22 protein-coding genes and 1 pseudogene are annotated in these 14,328 nt (G+C 59.4%); 7 read left to right on the plus strand and 16 right to left on the minus strand.

Translation table 11 applies throughout. The features are described from left to right. The 3 genes from SINAR_RS1000000136320 to SINAR_RS0100015 form a co-directional block, all read right to left on the minus strand. Positions 1–208 (minus strand): hypothetical protein (locus SINAR_RS1000000136320; RefSeq protein WP_150851950.1); only part of this gene is annotated, 208 nt, incomplete at its 3' end. A 140-nt stretch (positions 209–348) separates the two neighbouring features. Continuing rightward, entirely contained in the window at positions 349–534 is a 186-nt protein-coding gene (locus tag SINAR_RS0100010; protein WP_027997132.1) for a DUF3606 domain-containing protein, read from the minus strand. Positions 535–766: 232 nt separating this feature from the next. Continuing rightward, the gene (locus tag SINAR_RS0100015; protein ID WP_084616899.1) at positions 767–1,039 is read right to left on the minus strand and encodes a DUF2934 domain-containing protein; all 273 of its coding nucleotides are present in this window, start codon (positions 1,037–1,039) and stop codon (positions 767–769) included. A 359-nt stretch (positions 1,040–1,398) separates the two neighbouring features. On the opposite strand from SINAR_RS0100015, the gene SINAR_RS01000000132840 reads away from it, so the two are divergent. The 3 genes from SINAR_RS01000000132840 (at position 1,399) to SINAR_RS0100030 (ending at position 3,902) form a co-directional block, all read left to right on the plus strand. Next, positions 1,399–1,698: a DUF982 domain-containing protein gene (locus SINAR_RS01000000132840; protein ID WP_026615201.1), complete on the plus strand. Its 300-nt coding sequence runs from the start codon at positions 1,399–1,401 to the stop codon at positions 1,696–1,698. A 73-nt stretch (positions 1,699–1,771) separates the two neighbouring features. After that, on the plus strand, positions 1,772–2,278 hold the full coding sequence (locus SINAR_RS0100025; RefSeq protein WP_027997134.1) for a ferritin-like domain-containing protein: 507 nt from the start codon (positions 1,772–1,774) through the stop codon (positions 2,276–2,278). A gap of 103 nt (positions 2,279–2,381) precedes the next feature. Then, positions 2,382–3,902, plus strand: coding sequence for a hypothetical protein (locus SINAR_RS0100030; RefSeq protein WP_027997135.1), 1,521 nt, complete (start codon positions 2,382–2,384; stop codon positions 3,900–3,902). Positions 3,903–4,019: 117 nt separating this feature from the next. On the opposite strand, the gene SINAR_RS1000000136325 is transcribed toward SINAR_RS0100030, so the two are convergent. From SINAR_RS1000000136325 to SINAR_RS0100070, 8 genes are all read right to left on the minus strand, one after another. Further along, positions 4,020–4,244: a hypothetical protein gene (locus SINAR_RS1000000136325; RefSeq protein ID WP_150851951.1), complete on the minus strand. Its 225-nt coding sequence runs from the start codon at positions 4,242–4,244 to the stop codon at positions 4,020–4,022. 181 nt (positions 4,245–4,425) lie between these two features. Then, positions 4,426–4,545, minus strand: a complete 120-nt coding sequence (locus tag SINAR_RS1000000138670; protein ID WP_502362160.1) for a Y4oE-related protein — start codon at positions 4,543–4,545, stop codon at positions 4,426–4,428. A 76-nt stretch (positions 4,546–4,621) separates the two neighbouring features. Next, on the minus strand, positions 4,622–4,879 hold the full coding sequence (locus tag SINAR_RS0100045) for a hypothetical protein (RefSeq protein WP_027997138.1): 258 nt from the start codon (positions 4,877–4,879) through the stop codon (positions 4,622–4,624). 129 nt (positions 4,880–5,008) lie between these two features. Further along, the gene (locus SINAR_RS1000000137100) at positions 5,009–5,206 is read right to left on the minus strand and encodes a hypothetical protein (RefSeq protein WP_027997139.1); all 198 of its coding nucleotides are present in this window, start codon (positions 5,204–5,206) and stop codon (positions 5,009–5,011) included. A gap of 726 nt (positions 5,207–5,932) precedes the next feature. After that, the gene (locus SINAR_RS0100055; RefSeq protein ID WP_234710545.1) at positions 5,933–6,214 is read right to left on the minus strand and encodes a hypothetical protein; all 282 of its coding nucleotides are present in this window, start codon (positions 6,212–6,214) and stop codon (positions 5,933–5,935) included. A gap of 105 nt (positions 6,215–6,319) precedes the next feature. Further along, positions 6,320–6,766: a hypothetical protein gene (locus tag SINAR_RS0100060; RefSeq protein WP_027997141.1), complete on the minus strand. Its 447-nt coding sequence runs from the start codon at positions 6,764–6,766 to the stop codon at positions 6,320–6,322. A 36-nt stretch (positions 6,767–6,802) separates the two neighbouring features. Beyond that, a complete protein-coding gene (locus SINAR_RS0100065) occupies positions 6,803–7,801 on the minus strand; it encodes a DUF8626 domain-containing protein (RefSeq protein WP_234710546.1) in 999 nt (332 codons plus the stop codon). Next, entirely contained in the window at positions 7,801–8,256 is a 456-nt protein-coding gene (locus SINAR_RS0100070) for a DUF3846 domain-containing protein (RefSeq protein ID WP_027997143.1), read from the minus strand. Before SINAR_RS0100070 ends, SINAR_RS0100065 begins: the two co-directional genes overlap by 1 nt. Before the next feature lie 927 nt (positions 8,257–9,183). Between SINAR_RS0100070 and SINAR_RS1000000136335 the strand changes: the two genes are divergently transcribed. Beyond that, entirely contained in the window at positions 9,184–9,480 is a 297-nt protein-coding gene (locus SINAR_RS1000000136335) for a hypothetical protein (protein ID WP_150851954.1), read from the plus strand. A 420-nt stretch (positions 9,481–9,900) separates the two neighbouring features. On the opposite strand, the gene SINAR_RS1000000137275 is transcribed toward SINAR_RS1000000136335, so the two are convergent. Then, positions 9,901–10,227 carry a hypothetical protein gene (locus SINAR_RS1000000137275; protein WP_027997144.1) on the minus strand — a complete coding sequence of 109 codons (327 nt, stop codon included), beginning with the start codon at positions 10,225–10,227 and terminating at the stop codon, positions 9,901–9,903. Positions 10,228–10,703: 476 nt separating this feature from the next. Here SINAR_RS1000000137275 and SINAR_RS0100085 point away from each other — a divergent pair, with 476 nt between their 5' ends. Both SINAR_RS0100085 and SINAR_RS1000000137590 read left to right on the plus strand, forming a co-directional pair. Continuing rightward, positions 10,704–10,940 carry a hypothetical protein gene (locus tag SINAR_RS0100085; RefSeq protein WP_150851955.1) on the plus strand — a complete coding sequence of 79 codons (237 nt, stop codon included), beginning with the start codon at positions 10,704–10,706 and terminating at the stop codon, positions 10,938–10,940. A gap of 71 nt (positions 10,941–11,011) precedes the next feature. Next, positions 11,012–11,212 carry a hypothetical protein gene (locus tag SINAR_RS1000000137590; protein WP_084616901.1) on the plus strand — a complete coding sequence of 67 codons (201 nt, stop codon included), beginning with the start codon at positions 11,012–11,014 and terminating at the stop codon, positions 11,210–11,212. Positions 11,213–11,399: 187 nt separating this feature from the next. On the opposite strand, the gene SINAR_RS0100090 is transcribed toward SINAR_RS1000000137590, so the two are convergent. Beyond that, positions 11,400–11,639, minus strand: coding sequence for a hypothetical protein (locus SINAR_RS0100090; RefSeq protein WP_027997146.1), 240 nt, complete (start codon positions 11,637–11,639; stop codon positions 11,400–11,402). A gap of 313 nt (positions 11,640–11,952) precedes the next feature. Here SINAR_RS0100090 and SINAR_RS1000000134885 point away from each other — a divergent pair. Continuing rightward, a pseudogene (locus tag SINAR_RS1000000134885) lies at positions 11,953–12,051 on the plus strand (DUF3606 domain-containing protein); the annotation flags it as partial. Between the two features lie 70 nt (positions 12,052–12,121). On the opposite strand, the gene SINAR_RS0100105 reads toward SINAR_RS1000000134885, so the two are convergent. The 3 genes from SINAR_RS0100105 to SINAR_RS0100115 all read right to left on the minus strand — a co-directional run bounded on the left by SINAR_RS0100105 (position 12,122) and on the right by SINAR_RS0100115 (position 14,179). Next, positions 12,122–12,643, minus strand: coding sequence for a hypothetical protein (locus SINAR_RS0100105; RefSeq protein ID WP_027997148.1), 522 nt, complete (start codon positions 12,641–12,643; stop codon positions 12,122–12,124). Between the two features lie 23 nt (positions 12,644–12,666). Continuing rightward, the gene (locus SINAR_RS0100110) at positions 12,667–13,098 is read right to left on the minus strand and encodes a thermonuclease family protein (RefSeq protein ID WP_419761317.1); all 432 of its coding nucleotides are present in this window, start codon (positions 13,096–13,098) and stop codon (positions 12,667–12,669) included. 367 nt (positions 13,099–13,465) lie between these two features. After that, positions 13,466–14,179: an SOS response-associated peptidase gene (locus SINAR_RS0100115; RefSeq protein ID WP_027997150.1), complete on the minus strand. Its 714-nt coding sequence runs from the start codon at positions 14,177–14,179 to the stop codon at positions 13,466–13,468. Between the last annotated feature and the right edge of the window lie 149 nt (positions 14,180–14,328).

The following is a 14,328-nucleotide window of genomic DNA, read 5'->3' on the forward strand; positions in this document are numbered from 1 at the left end:
TATCGCCGATTTGCTCAACGACCTCCTTCAGGGAAGCTTCAACCCCATAGCGACAGAAACGGAAATGCCGTCGCAGTCGCAGGTAGACGTGGATTGCCATCGCGGTGGCGAATTCTCGCTCTTGGCTGCCCAGGAGGTTATGACGCATCTCCGGATCGATTTCCATTAGGGGAATAAGGACGGCGGCTGCGGTCAGTTCCTTGCGCATTCCCCGGCCTCCCGCCAAGTGCTTCAATCTCCAAAGCGAGACTCCGCGATCGCGCCCTTAAACCACAGCTTTAGCGATGGTCCTGCAGGGGCGCATCTCTTGCCAAACGGCTCTACCCTCAATACCGGCGCCAAGAGCGGTTAAGCCTTCTTCACCTTCTCCGCCAAGGCGTTCGCCTTTTCTCGGGAGTTCCCCGCTTCCTTGATGATCTTGCGAGCCTGCTCCTCTGTGAGTTTGTGCTTTCGCTTGAAATAGCTCAGCTCATAGGCCTGCTCGGCGGCAACGCGTCGGCGATCGCGGCCGACGGACTTCTTAGCATCGGGCATCTGCGTCCTCCATTTTGTGGACGCATCAAAAACGGCATCGCGCATCGTAAGTTCCCCTTAGGCGCGGGTAACGCAATCGCGCGAGGTCGGGAGGGACTTAAGATCTCGCGCCGGCGTTCAGGCTGGCGAAGGCTTGCAAAGACCGTCAGCATAAATCCGCGGGCGCTTAACCTCGTGACGCCGAAGCCCCGCCGTTCAAGCGGCCATTCTGCACGGCGGGGCGAGACGCACTTTATCGGCCTGCGCTCTCGCCGTGGCCTGACGTGCGTCCTTCTTCTTCGTCGAGCTGCTTTTCCGCTTCGTGCCAGTGGCGCTCATGCCCTCCGTCGGGTCGTCCCTCGCGCTCCCAGATCTCGTAGGCGCGCCTCCGAATGCGCTCTTGCTTTTCGTCGGTGCTTTTATCCGACGGCTCGGTGCCAGTCTGGTCGGGCCTCTCCAGTTCGCGTTCAATCGTCTCCCTGGAGCCCTCGACCGGATCTTCGTTCCGTTTTTTGTTACCAGCCATCATTTCCTCCTTTGTAGATTTATTTTGACCGACCAGTGCACGGCCGGGTCAGGAGCTCTCGTCGGCAGAATAGCAGTGCTCCAGGGCGGCCGTCCCTCCGATTTCAACGAAGAACTCAGGCGGGCTCTTTCGCATCGGTCAATATTTGCCGCCACAACGTTGCACATCCAACATTTAGGTAGGCGTCCAGACCAGGCAAGCCGGTGCTGTGCACGCGTCCGAAAGGGCGGCGCTGACGGTAAGTTCGCCCAACCCCGGCCGTCGTTGCAGAGGGCAGGAAATCACCTTGCCAAGGTTTTCGCAATGGAACGAGTTGAGCTTCCGGCGGGTTATTGCCTGGAAAGATTCGGGAGGTCCCAATGAAGGAAACTCTCTGGCGCGTACCCCTTTCGGTAACTCTTCAGAACGGCATGCCTCGCCTATTCCGCGGACCTTATGACGCTCTCGATTTTCTCGAACACGAGTGGCCGAGCCACGGCAAGTGGCAGCACCGCGCGAGTCGCGACTGCCGTGCCGCCCTTTCGGGGATCGTCGCCGCCGAGATAGCTAGAGCGTCGTTCGCCGCAGCCTGCGCCGAGGCGTCTCTGGCACTTAAAGACGCCCACGCCGCCGGCGTTTCCGAGAGGTCTGCGAAGGCGGCTGCCGAGCGGCAGCATTGAGCGTAGCAACATGCCAGGCCGGCTTCCGGGACCTGGCACCCCAACTCAGCCAAGGCGAAGAAAGGAGAACACTATGTCTGATCCCAGAGAGCATCTCCATGCATGGCTCAGGGATGCGCATGCGATGGAAGAGCAGGCGATCACCATGCTGACGAGCCAATCGGCGCGCTTGGAAAACTACCCGGAACTGAAGGCGCAGATCGATAAGCACCTCCAGGAGACCCGCGATCAGGCTGCGATGTTAGAGCGCTGCCTGGAACGGGTCAGCGGCGGCACCTCCGGGATCAAGGACATTGCTGCGAAGATGGTGGCGTTCGGACAGGGGCTAAGCGGCCTTTTCGTCGAAGACGAGGTCGTGAAGGGCTCGCTCGCGAGTTACACATTCGAGCAGATGGAGATCGCCAGCTACAAGATCTTGATTGCTGCGGCCGAACATGTGGGCGACCAGGAGACCAAGCGCGTCTGCGAAACCATCCTGCAACAGGAAGTCGCGATGGCAGAATGGCTCGACGCACACGCCGCCGCGATCACGCGCAAGTTCCTCGAGCGCGATCAGCAAGCGCTGACGGCAAAACACTGAGCGTAGCGCCATACCGGGCCGAGATTGTGGTCCCGCAACGACGGCGGAACATTCCCGGCATATCGCGATTTGATGCAAAAATCGCGTTATGCGGGAGCGGCTCATGTATCTGGTCGCAAAAGACACAATCAAGTTCAGCATTCTTGTCGGACTTGCGGCGATTTTCGTCGATGCCTCCATCGCCCACGGACTACTATGGGAGAACGATCCCTACTGGACCTATTGGGTGACCAAAACCTTCCTGATCACCTCGGTGTTCCTGTTCGGCACTCCGTTCATCGGAATAGGCATCGTGCCCGGCCTGATCCTGACGGCCGTACATACGCTGATCCTCGAAATCTATTATCAGTGGCTGGCGCCGGTTGGCTTGCCGCAGGAACCGGAATGGCTTGACTTCAATCACCTCTGGGTCACCGGCCTGCCGGTGCATTTCCTTGCCATCCTCGGCGGATACGCATTGGCGCTCTGGCTGTGGCGCCGCAATCATCCGGTGCTCGAGCCTGAGCGGGGTGAGACATGGCGTTTCGTCGTCTATGGGCTGGTCACCTCCGTAATCATTGTGGCGATCGACGGAGTCTTTACCCAACTCCTGCTGCTGCAGGACTTCCCCGGCATCACCTTCTTCGTCCAGCGGCTGCTGGTCAGTTTCGTCTTCGTTTGCGTCTGGACGGCATATGCCGGCGCCGGGCGCACCGGTGTGGCTTTGGGGGCGCTGATGCTCGCGCTCGTCTGGACGACCTACAGCATGTACCTCGGACCGCGCGGGCTGCCGTTCGAACAGCCCTATTATTCCGGCTATTGGGACCTGTGGTGGTACTCGTTCCCGGGTGGCTTCGTCTCCGCGGTGATCGGCTGGTGGGTCGGCGGATGGGCGATGAAGAACCGGCGGATGATCACTGTCTCAAGCGTCGTCATCACTGGAATGATCATGAGCTTGCCTGCCGACCCGCTGTACGCGCAGGGCAGAGGCACCGATGGCCTGGCGGCTTCGGCGCGCGCCTCGGGCCAAGGTCTCCGGATCATTGGGACGGATCCGCTGAACATGAACAGCACTCAACCGATCACCGGCACGATCACCATCCAGGCGGTGGAAATGGGGAACCGCTGGTCGCACGTGCAGAACACCGACGCGATGACGGTCACCGCCCGGTTCACGGGCGGCGAGGCGACCTATGACATCAAGATCGACAGGCCGATGCCGCGGCATCCGCTCGGGCTCTATACAACATGGTCGGGCGCCGTCCTCGAGCACGAGATGCATGGCGACACGGGCATAGGCACCAGCAAGCTGCCACGGATGCGGCCGAAGATCGCGCTCTGGGGCTGGGCGGAAGTGAGCCGCAACGGCGAGGTGATCGCGCGAGCCGCACCCGCCCATGTCATGGTCCTCACCGATGGGCCCATGCAGGGCGTGATGCTGGAGATCGCCACCGAAGACAAGAGCCTGGCCGCCGAGCCGGATGGCTACATTCATGTCATGTGGCCGAAAGTGGAGGCCCTCGAGATGCCGGAAAACCAGGAGCGCACGCGCCAAATCATCGGCTGGGTCGGGATCGCGGCATTCGTGGCGCTGTTCAGTGCACTGGCTGTTGCACGAACGCCCGAACATTCACGCCGGGCCTAGTGCTCAACTGCCGCGTTGAGGCTTTACGGGGCAATTGAGAATTGACTTAACCTCTTCCCCGACATGATGAGTGACGCCCGTCCTTACTTCCAACCTGCGTCAGATTGATTTGCTCGATCAGTTCACCCTTTTCGTCATCGGTGAGATCGAGGTGGCGGTCGTAATGGTCAACGCCACGGTGTGGTCGCGCTCTGCTTTGCGCGGTTTTGCTAATAATTGCAATAGCATAGTTCCAGATCGCATTGCCGAGGAACTGGACAACTGCGCGGCGCGTTCCGGGAATGGCAAACTCGCAAAGGAGGCAACTAAATGCCTATCTTCTTTTTCTATGTAATGGTTCATGCGCCCCTCGTCATGTGGACGCTCGCCATGGAAGAGCACGTTGCATTTTACCGCGGCTCTGGTTCAGCATACCAATGAGCAGCGCCCGTGGACCAGTTAAAAGGGTACCCACCGGAGGTTTGGCATTCGCCGCCCGAACGGCGAAACTGCATCCGACTGCGCAAGCGGTTCGACAACTTCTTCAATGCTTGCTATCGGACAGCGGAATGCCCCTGAGCTGAGCGAAAATGCGAAACCAGAATTCGTGGTCAGCCTCGCGACGATCGAAATACGCCTCAAGCGCGCAACGAGCCACGGCCATTGTGGCATCGACACCGTTTCGATGGCGCTCTCCTGATCGAAATTGCCTGCAAAGATGCTTTTCACGCGGTCATCCCTCATCCTCGTTGATGGTCCTTGCCTGAGCTGGCCTGTCCCATGAACCGCATGCCCTCTTTTGTCCACGAGATGGATGTTCGACTTCCTGCAAGCGGTCCACCCAGGAGGACAGGCGTGCTGATCTCGACCAGGCCGTAATCAAGGAGAACGCGAAGCCGGCGCCACGGAAGGTCGATTTCCTCGCCGCGCGCGATCAGCGCCATGTCCTCCCGAACCTGCTGAACCGCGTTGCTCGTCATGGTCACGAAGTCTTCCATTGTTGGTTGATCTCCAATGCTCACCCATTCAATCAGAGATTTCAAGCATCAGGACGCAATATCTCCAGAGGAGATATGCGGCGCAGTCGGGCCACGAGGCCGCGCCCCGCGATACAGGGCGCGGCCCTCTCACTTCGGCTTGTTATCGTTGTCGGCTTTGGCGTTGAAATCGCATTGATAGCTGACCTCGACCTTGGGAATGAGCGGAAGCGAGACCGCGACCGAGATCTTCAGCTGACCCTTTTGGGACAGTTTGGCGATTTGCCGATTGATGTAGGGGCGAAGGCGGCGGCCGGTCTTTTGGCAGAAGGTTACGAGCGTTTTCATGAGGGTGATCCTCCTTAGTGGTTGTGCGAAATCGCGAAGCTCGAATACGGCAGGCACGGCCGGAGCGGTCGCAACGGAGCGAAGCGGAGAGGAGAACCCTTTAGGGTTGCACGCCAAGGCCGGGCCTGACGTATCGTGCGCAGCATCAGATTGCGCATAGCCACTAAGGAGAGGCCCGGGAAGCGCGGCCTTTGTAGCCCCGGCCGCCGCCTTCGCCGTCAATCGGCAAGTCGCCATCCGGCCGCTAGGCCGGATCTCGGTCGCGGTCTCGCTGGCACCAGGTCTTCAACAGCCGACAACGACAACAAGCCGACGTGAGCCGGCCCGCTTGCGGGGCGGCCGCCGTGGATGGGGAGGGGAGCACGAGGGGAGGGGTGTCAAGGGCGCCCCTCGTTCCCTCCCTGGCCCGCTCGATGCGGGCTTGGGACGGCTGGAGCGCTTTGAAGTTCGAGCGGAAATCGCCTATATTGATTTCCGGAGTGGGGACGAGCCTTGCGGCCCGCCCCCGTTTCCTAGAGCCAGAATTGGACTCGGATCCGCACTTGCCAGGTGGTCCGGGTCCTTTTCACGTCTAGGGTGATGCTAAGTGGTAGAAACCACATGCAACACCTCCGGTTCGAGGGCGAGGCCGTCGCCTCGGTCGGGGTGGCCCATCCTCCCCGAACGCGCCGCTGGCTCGGCACTGCTGCTTCCGCCCTCGAAACTGCTGTCGCCCTTCTTACCGCACTATGCCAGTTGTTCACCAATGCTCGGCGGGTGCCTCGGTCCGGCTTCCTTGAGCATTGCCAGCATCATTTTCTGCGTCATGCCGCGCACCTCGTAACCTTGTGCGCGGGCAGCCTCGATGATGGACTCCAAAGTCGGGTACTCCGCAATGAACGCGCCCAGCCAAAGGGCGCATTCGTCGGTTTCCGGGTCGGGAAACGCCTGAAGAAAGAACGTCCGCAAGGGCGGATCATAGCCTATCGTCCCCTGCCCGTCCGTTTCAGTGCCGTTGGTGATTTGCACGGTGTGTCGGCTCAAGTGCCTGCTCCTCTTGATCGCCTTTCCGGGCCGCGCTGAGAATAGCGCGGCCTATCGCCGGTTGCAGTCCTAATGGCGTTCGCACGTTTTCTAAAGCCGGAAATGCGCGACCAACGCCCGATTGGCGCGGTGGCAGGCAAGGGCATAGGCGACGATTTGCGCGATCAAATCCGCGTCGGCCGCGCCCGCCCTTTTCGCCCTGTCGGCGAAGTCCTCGGCGAGCTCGCCGTCCTCCTCGCCGACGTGCTTGTTGCCGACTATCCATGAAATCTGTGCGGTTGGGACTTCGAGACGGGGCTTGATGGGAACCGCAGAAATCGAGCCCTTCCGGGTGCTCGCTGCGGCTCCAGCCTTCTCTGCCTCGGCTTCGGTCGGGAAATAGGCCATGACCAATTTCCGGCGCTGCGCGTCGGCGGCGCTGATGAAAGCGTGCCTGCCGTCCTCGGTCCTATACAGCGCCCAATCAGCGGCAGTGCCGCCGAAATAGGGGTCGCCCTGTCCATAAAACTCCATTGCGGAATAGATCGTGTCGACCATCGGAAGTGTCCTTTTCTCGGGATTTTGGGCGAGTGATTAGGCGGCGTTTGCGCCGCTGATCGTCTTCAACACGCGCTGGGCGGCGTAGCGTCCGGACTCGTTCAAGTGCCGTTGCCAAGCGCCCTGCGACGGCGACCAGCGGAAGCCGTTTGCCTTCAACACACGCCGCGTCGGGTCGTCCGGCTTGCCGGGAAAGATCAATTGGATGCGCGCAATGTCGGCGTTCTCCTTGATCTCGACGGCGCCTGCGCTCGTCTCGACCTCCTGCCTTTGGGTGCCGCGTTCCTTCATCCTTGCAAGCGCCGCAAGGCGTTGCTGCAGGCGGCGGAGCTCGGCGCGGCTGTTAGCCGTGGTGAAGCCGCGCCGGGACTGCCACGGCGCTAACTTGATGCCTCTGGCTGCGTCGTCAGTGGAAAGGCCGGTATGGGTCACAACGGCGGCAATCATGTCCTCTTCGCTGGAAAGCTCCTTCTCCATGCGCCTGATGATCGCGTTCGCGGCTTTCATCCGGTCGATGGAAAGCGCTAACTCCTCGATCCGCGTCATGATCCGTTGCAAGGCTGACGGATCGCCGGAACGGATTGCCTCATCATCCGCGCCATGCGGGAACGCCTTTCGCTTGGCTGCCTTGCGGGCCGTCGCCTCGTGCGCCTTCAGATCGGCGCGGCGGGCGTCGGAAATCCGCATGCGCTTTTCATTGCGGGCAACCGGAAAGCGGGCAGGGCCGGTGATAAACCAGTTCATGCAACGGCCTTCCGCCGCCCAATACCGCCGGGTCAGGTCAACGTGACGGCGGGCGAAGGCTTCGATTTCAGCCTCCGGAATCGGCTCGCAAGCCTTGTTCCAGAGCTCCACGAAATAGCGGCCGAACTGATTCAGCCGCCCGGCCAGGTCTGCAAGCTCTGCTTTCGCGCGCCGGTCCGGAAAGTGGGTGAGCGCATGAAACTGCGGCTCGATGTCCTCCGCCGCAATGGTTGCGGCGAAGGTTCCTGCGACGATGGCGAGGATGTTGTTTTCGAGGGCCGCGATTTTCATCATGCCTCTCCCTCGACAAGGGTAGGGGCGCGGCGCTCGATGCGGCATTGCAAACCTGCGAGCGCACCGGCGATGATGATACCGCCCGGCGAAATCTCGTCTGCTTTTGCAAAAACCGGGTCCAGGACCGGGCGGCAGCATTTGAAATGCTTGGCCGCATCCTCAAGGCTGATGAGGGGGGAGGTGTAAGGCGTGCTGCCATCACCTCCGACAAGCACTATCCTGCCTGCGATCGGCTGCGGGAAGCCTTCGAAGATCGTGAAGGCGGTCAACCCGTCCTGCAGACCTTCTTCGTCGACGAAAAGCGTGTGCCACTCGTCGAACCGCACGACCTCCAGCAGGCGGCAGCCGATAATCGCGTAAAGCGGCCGGATGCCCAGATCGACCTGAAGCTCTATCGGCTTAAAGATCGTGGTTTCCGGGTCCAGCACATAAGCGGTGTTTGCTCTTACCATTTTCTAGCCCTTTCCTTTCCGCGAAGCGGTCTAGCGTCTGCCCGAGGGGCAGGAGCCCCGCTCCTGCTCCCCGAGCTCGCGCGGAGCAGCGGGAGAGAGGGAGGCAAGGGAACAAAACGGAGGGGGTTCGCCCGCCCGAGGTCAAAGCCGAAGGGGCGACGCAAAATCCGCGCATGCGGATTCGTCGATCCTGCACGGAGCGAGCCGGAGGCGAGGGGAGGAAGGACGGGGAGACCGTTTTTTCCCTTGTGAGGGAGAGAGGGCAGCGCCCTCTTTCCCTCCTTCAGGAAGGCAAAGTCGGTCGTCTGGCGGCCGCCATTTAGATACGAGAAGGGCCGCCCTGGCTCATAGATCAGGACGGCCCCGTGGTGCATGACAAGAAGGGCTAGCGACTTGCCACGACCAACTCTCGATTGTCGTTGCCGGGTTGGCAATATGCTGATTTCACCGCAAGCTGTAAACGGCTTTCATAGCAATCTGATGCAGTCATCAAGTGAAGGCCGCGCGGCGGCTCTTGCGCAACCGATCGTTACCCTATTGGGCGAAGGCCGCTTTTTGCGGCCTTCGTGCCGAAGGCATAGAGCGGGGTCGTGTCCGCGATGCGCCAAATTGATACCACCCAAGACGTTTTGAGGATTCGAAGAACACAACCACTTCCATTAAAGTGGTCTGCGCCATGAACAACCACCGGTAGGATGAATGGCAGGACCGTCGCTGGAGCAATGGATCTCGGATCGCGGATTGCAGCAAGTCAATGATCCGGAGGTTGACAAGCCAGTTTATCGCCTGCCACCCTCCGACGGTCGAATTAGCCTCAGCGCCGCGCTGGAAGAAAGAATCTCCGCCAGTATCTGGTAAGCCCGCGAGAAATCTCTCCCGGTCGAAACTGGCGCCCCTGCTTGGTATCGGCGCGTGGTGAGGAGCAGTATGCGGGAGTACTGGTTTGGCTTACGACCGGGGGCACATCGTCGCTGGGCGATGGCGTTCGACCCGATCGAGTATGGTGCTTTAGGCGGGAGCGGCGAAGCCCTTTCCCAACATGATGTAGCGGGCGTGGTTCAGTGGGAATTCTGCAATCCGCCGCGCAATGACAACAAAATAATCAGAAAGATGGTCCATGTTCAAATCTCGCGCGACGAGCTTGCTTCATCTCAGCATTGCATTGGGCATTCCGTTTTTGCTGATTTTATCATTTTATTTGAACACTTGGATACTATACTTTAACTACAGAATCTCAGCAGCTGATATCAATCAGATAATATATATGATGGACAATTATGAAAGAATGGTCATACGAATTCTGCGATATGTCACACCGATATCTCTGACTTATGTGCTGCTAAATTGGCGCGCGATACCGTCCATTCTTATGAGCTCGTCCTATGGGATTGGAATGCAGAGCTATTCACATTACCGAACGAATATTCTCGGCTCGAGGATATTATATTGGCGAGAGTTAGTTGAAGAGTGCGAATCTGTACCCCCGGGGAGGCAAGAATGAGTGACGTAATCCTATTCAGGAAATCGACATCTATGCTCAATATGGTGGCACCTACGGGTACTTCGGATACAACTTCGGAGAGTGGGAGTGGCGTTTCGGCGTTGGCGTCCCATTGTCCCCTCCATGGAGGCTAACCAACCAATCTAGCACCACCGATCGCTCGTCTCGCCGTCCAGCATCGCGACCGCATCGGCTTCGATACCGCGGCAGATCCCTTCATATTCCGCCAACAGTTCCTCACGGCGCGGTACCTCCCTGCGGAGCTCGTCGACCATCAATGCAGTGACCTCGTAGACCCTGCAAAGGCTTTGGAAAGCCAACCTGTGGGTGCTCGGGATTTTGTGGCGATGACGAGGCAGGGCGAGCATAAGTCGTGCTCTACCCGCTCTGATCAAGGCGATCCCTGAGTTTATCTGGTCGCGGAGCATGTCGTCCTCGTCCGGATACTCGCCTGCTTCATGGCTGTCCATTGGGTGGCCTATGTGCGTTCGCCACGGGTGGTAATTGATCCAATTGTACCACAACCGCAAATTAGGAGACCACATAGCTCGGGCAGTCTTCCCGTCGCCCTCGAACTCGTGTCGGGAATGAGAGCTTTTTGGTTTCCACAACATAACGAGAGAACCCGCGATCCGGGGGACGAGGATCACGGGTTAGAGCCGTACTGATACGGGGTGTAGCTTTTGTTGTTGCTGGGCGAGGCTCGGCGCTCCCGCTAGCGACGGCCGTAGAGAACACGCTCAGCAGCCTCTCCATTGAAACACGCGTGATGCGCGAGATACTGCAGCGGATCGAGGCCAGTCAACGCGACGGCGCGCAGCTGCGGCGCTGACGACTAAGAGTGGCTCGCCAGTCAAGGGTAGCGCTTGCCTGGTACGATTCGCCGTGCGAGAAATGGTTGCATTGATCTGGAAAGCACAAGATGCCTCCCCCTCGCGACGCCAGCATGGAAATTATCACATCTGTCGACGGGCTCAGCAGAATCGTTATCGCTGCCCGGCATGACGGCCTCTACACGTGGCGTCACGAGGTCTATTTGCCTCCGAATCCTGAGTACGGCTTCACAGAAGATTGGGATGCAGAATACCCTTACGGCAACGGGATTTATGCGACGAGAGAGCACGCATTGCAGGACGCGCTCGGTCAAGTAAAATGGCTGTCGGGGGTGCTCGATCATTCTTGATCTGCCTCGCGCTCACTCTCGCTGTCAACACTCCGTTGCGAGATGCGTGTTGCCCTGATCTTATATCCGGCATGGACACGAAGCTTGCAGACTTGAAACTCAGACCTTGGCTTCTCCGCGAGCTAAACCTCACCGGGTATGATGCGGTCGGAGATCTGCAACATCTCCCGAGTGCAGAGCTGCTACGAATACACGGGATGAGCGGACATGACTGGCGTAAGATCGCCCGGGCATTGGGGCGAGAGCCATTCCTTGATCAGAAGAGACGTTGAGCGTCAGCGCCGACCAATCCGGCCCTTTTCCTTGATTCTGCCCCGCTGGGAGTAAAATATGTGCAAGCGACGTTCGAAGCGGTTCCCTTGAATGGAACAGGGCGAATAGGCCCAAGCTAGATGATGACAGCGTCGCGACCGGAGCTGCAGCGGACCTTGGCCAATCCTACCTGCAGCTCTATTTGTGTCAGGCCATCTCTCGATCTTGGGGAGCGGGGCTGCCGCCGTCATCGTCCCCGCAATCATCGTCCGGCCACCAGCCCTTCCAATCGTCGCCCAGCGCTTCCTTCGCCTGGCGACCGTCGAGACGGGCGATGAGCGTCTGCAGCAACTCATGCTCCGAAATGCCGCTCTCCGGCGGCAGGTATGCGGCAATGTCCTTCTGGCAGTCCCAGATCAACTGCTTCATTTTGCGCGTGTCGGCCATGATCAGTCTCCTCGGCCGGTCAACACCCAACCTTGCGTGAGATTCCCGCCCTTGTCGTCGCTCATCCGGCTCCTATTCTTCAATGGAGAACACGGAATGCGAGCATGGCAGACGATCAAGCGAATAGTAAGCGAGGAGCCAGGTCCGATTCCGACCTGGAGCACGGGGCGAAGCAGACTTCAAGTGGAGTGCTCTCAGCGCGGCTGACGGTGCAGAAGGCAATGCGGGAGGCTGATCCGGGCCGCATCAAGGCCCTGGATTACCTTAGCAGGAGGTGGCTGTAACGCCGAGCGCTGCCGGCATGGAGGAAAACATGGCAGACGATCCTAAGAAGAAAGGCCGCGACCGCGAGCTCGTTTCCGAACAGGAGCACGAGGTCGCCTACTTAATGAGGATGGCGAAGGTGACGCGGTAGAAGGCGCTTGAGGCGATTTGCGAAGCCGGCCCGAGGTGATGGAATATCTCCGTCTCGAAACTGTGCGTCAAATCGGCTCGCGAATCTCGTCTGCGAAGGAGAACGTGAAGGACCGCTCAAATGAGGCTGCATTCGGTTTAATGTCCTTGAAGTAGGATTTCAGTGGTAGCCCGGTGTCTTTCGAGACCCAAATCCGGACTCGGGCCTTGCCGTATTCAAGTTGTCGATCGTACTCATAGACGTCGGTCTGCGTAGCACCGACCGACTCTTCGCCGCTCACTTCGCAGTTGGATATTTTTGACATGGGGAATGGCTCTCGCGGGCCGACGCTCCAAGCTTCTTTCCCGCGGCGCCAGTATTGCTTGGCGTTGATAATGATGAACTCTTCGGTCGACGTATTTCCACTCGAGAAGATGAAAGTTTGGATCACTTTCCCTTTCGCGACGGCGTCCAGTTTCTTGCCAAGCGCCCGTATGGGCGCGCACCCGTCCTCCGCGGCAGCCGCCGGCAGCACCAGAACTGTCAACCAGGTAAGGGATGCAATCAGTACAGCTCTCCACTGGTCGGTTCCGTTCGTATAGCTCTCCACTATTCGCTCTCCCGTTGCCCGCTTCAACAAAACGGCTCGTGCTTTGCACGCATCGCGCGAGCTTGGCAAGGCAAGTCGAACGTGCCGCGCCAGATACCGTCGCCTCTTGCACGGGCGAGTTCCTGAGCACCCGCGTATGCGCCCTTGCTATATCTCTCCCAATCGACAGCGTTGCCGCTCTCGACAAGCCAGCGATTGACCTCCCGGCCGTCGGCGCGAAAGCAAACCGCAACGAGGCGCTGATATCGGTCGCGCTCGGCGACCTCGCAGCGGGTAGGGCGGGAGGCGGCGAGGAATCTATCGAGTTCCAAAGCAGCTTCTCTCCCGCACCGATAACTGCTCCCGTCGGCTTTCTCGCACTTCTGCCAGCTTTCGGGCGCATCTACCCCGTGTAGCCGGATGCGCTCACCGCTGATCTCAATCGTGTCGCCATCAACTACTGTAGCGCGTCCCATGACCGGGCCGGCAGAATGAGTTGGAAGGGCGACCACCAGGGTGAGCGCGAATAGCAGCAAAGAAGAGCGTTTCATTCGGCTTGACTGGTTTAGTGGCAGTGCACGTTGCCAGTCCTTTTCTCCACGTGGCAGCACTGACCAGGTGGTGAACTCTTACGGCAGCCTCCACCATGGGCGAAGCCGTGTGTCGTCATAGCAGCAAGCAGCGCGCAAGCAACTAATACAGTTGCAAGGTTCATTATACCCCCTCCCCAGTTATGCAACCAGAGGAAAGCACGATAAGCGGAGCGAGTCTACCGTCGTCCGGCGACCAGGGTGACAGGCAAGCCGCGTGCCTTAAAGCCACGAAAGACCGGGAAAGAAAGCCTCATTCGGCCGGTTCAATCGGGTCGATAATGTCGGCGGTGTCGTTTTTCGGAGAGCCGACCTTTCGGTCGATCGGCCACATCGTCATCAGTTCGGCCGGGAAAGGCTTCATTAGCTCGAACGGGTCCGGCTCCGTCGAAAGCCACCGTTCATAGTCCTCCCGGTGCAGAACCACGGGCATCCGATTGTGAATCGTCGCCATCATCTCGTTTGGCGGGCAGGTGACGACGCAAAAAGTGCGGATATCCTCTCCTGTCTGCGGATTCTTCCACTTCTCCCAGATGCCCGCCAGCGCGAACGGCTCGCCCGATTTCATGGCAATGGCGTAGGGCTGCTTGTTCTTGCCAGTGCCGTGAATGTCCTTCCACTCGAAAAAACCGTCGATCGGGATCAAGCAACGCCGGCTTGCGTAGGCCTTCTTGAACATGCCGTTGGTGGCGATGCCCTCGCATCGGGCGTTCACCGGTGGCGGCCGGCCGGGTTTCTGCTCTTTGACCCAGCCCGGAATCAAACCCCAGCGTGCGCTGACGAAGGTAGGGCCGAAGACATCCGGATCACGGACAACGTCGCGGATGATGATCGGGTAGTGGAGAGAGGGCGCACCGTTGTAGCGCGGGAACTGGTTGGCCATCCCCAGGACCGCCTCCCGTTCAGCCATGGAGAATTCGCGCAACAGCTCGTCAAGCGTACTCTTGATGTAGACACGTCCGCACATATGCTCACCTCCCGCCGGGGAAACCTATCGTGGTTGGTCGCGACGTCAACTCACTGGTTATCGCCTGACCTTCCCAATCCTGATCACATTGCCGTCCTTGTTCTCGCACTTGGCGCAGCGCAGCTTTCTTGCCAGCAGCAGGATCGGCT

Source organism: Sinorhizobium arboris LMG 14919 (assembly GCF_000427465.1).
In the GTDB taxonomy this organism is placed as follows: domain Bacteria; phylum Pseudomonadota; class Alphaproteobacteria; order Rhizobiales; family Rhizobiaceae; genus Sinorhizobium; species Sinorhizobium arboris.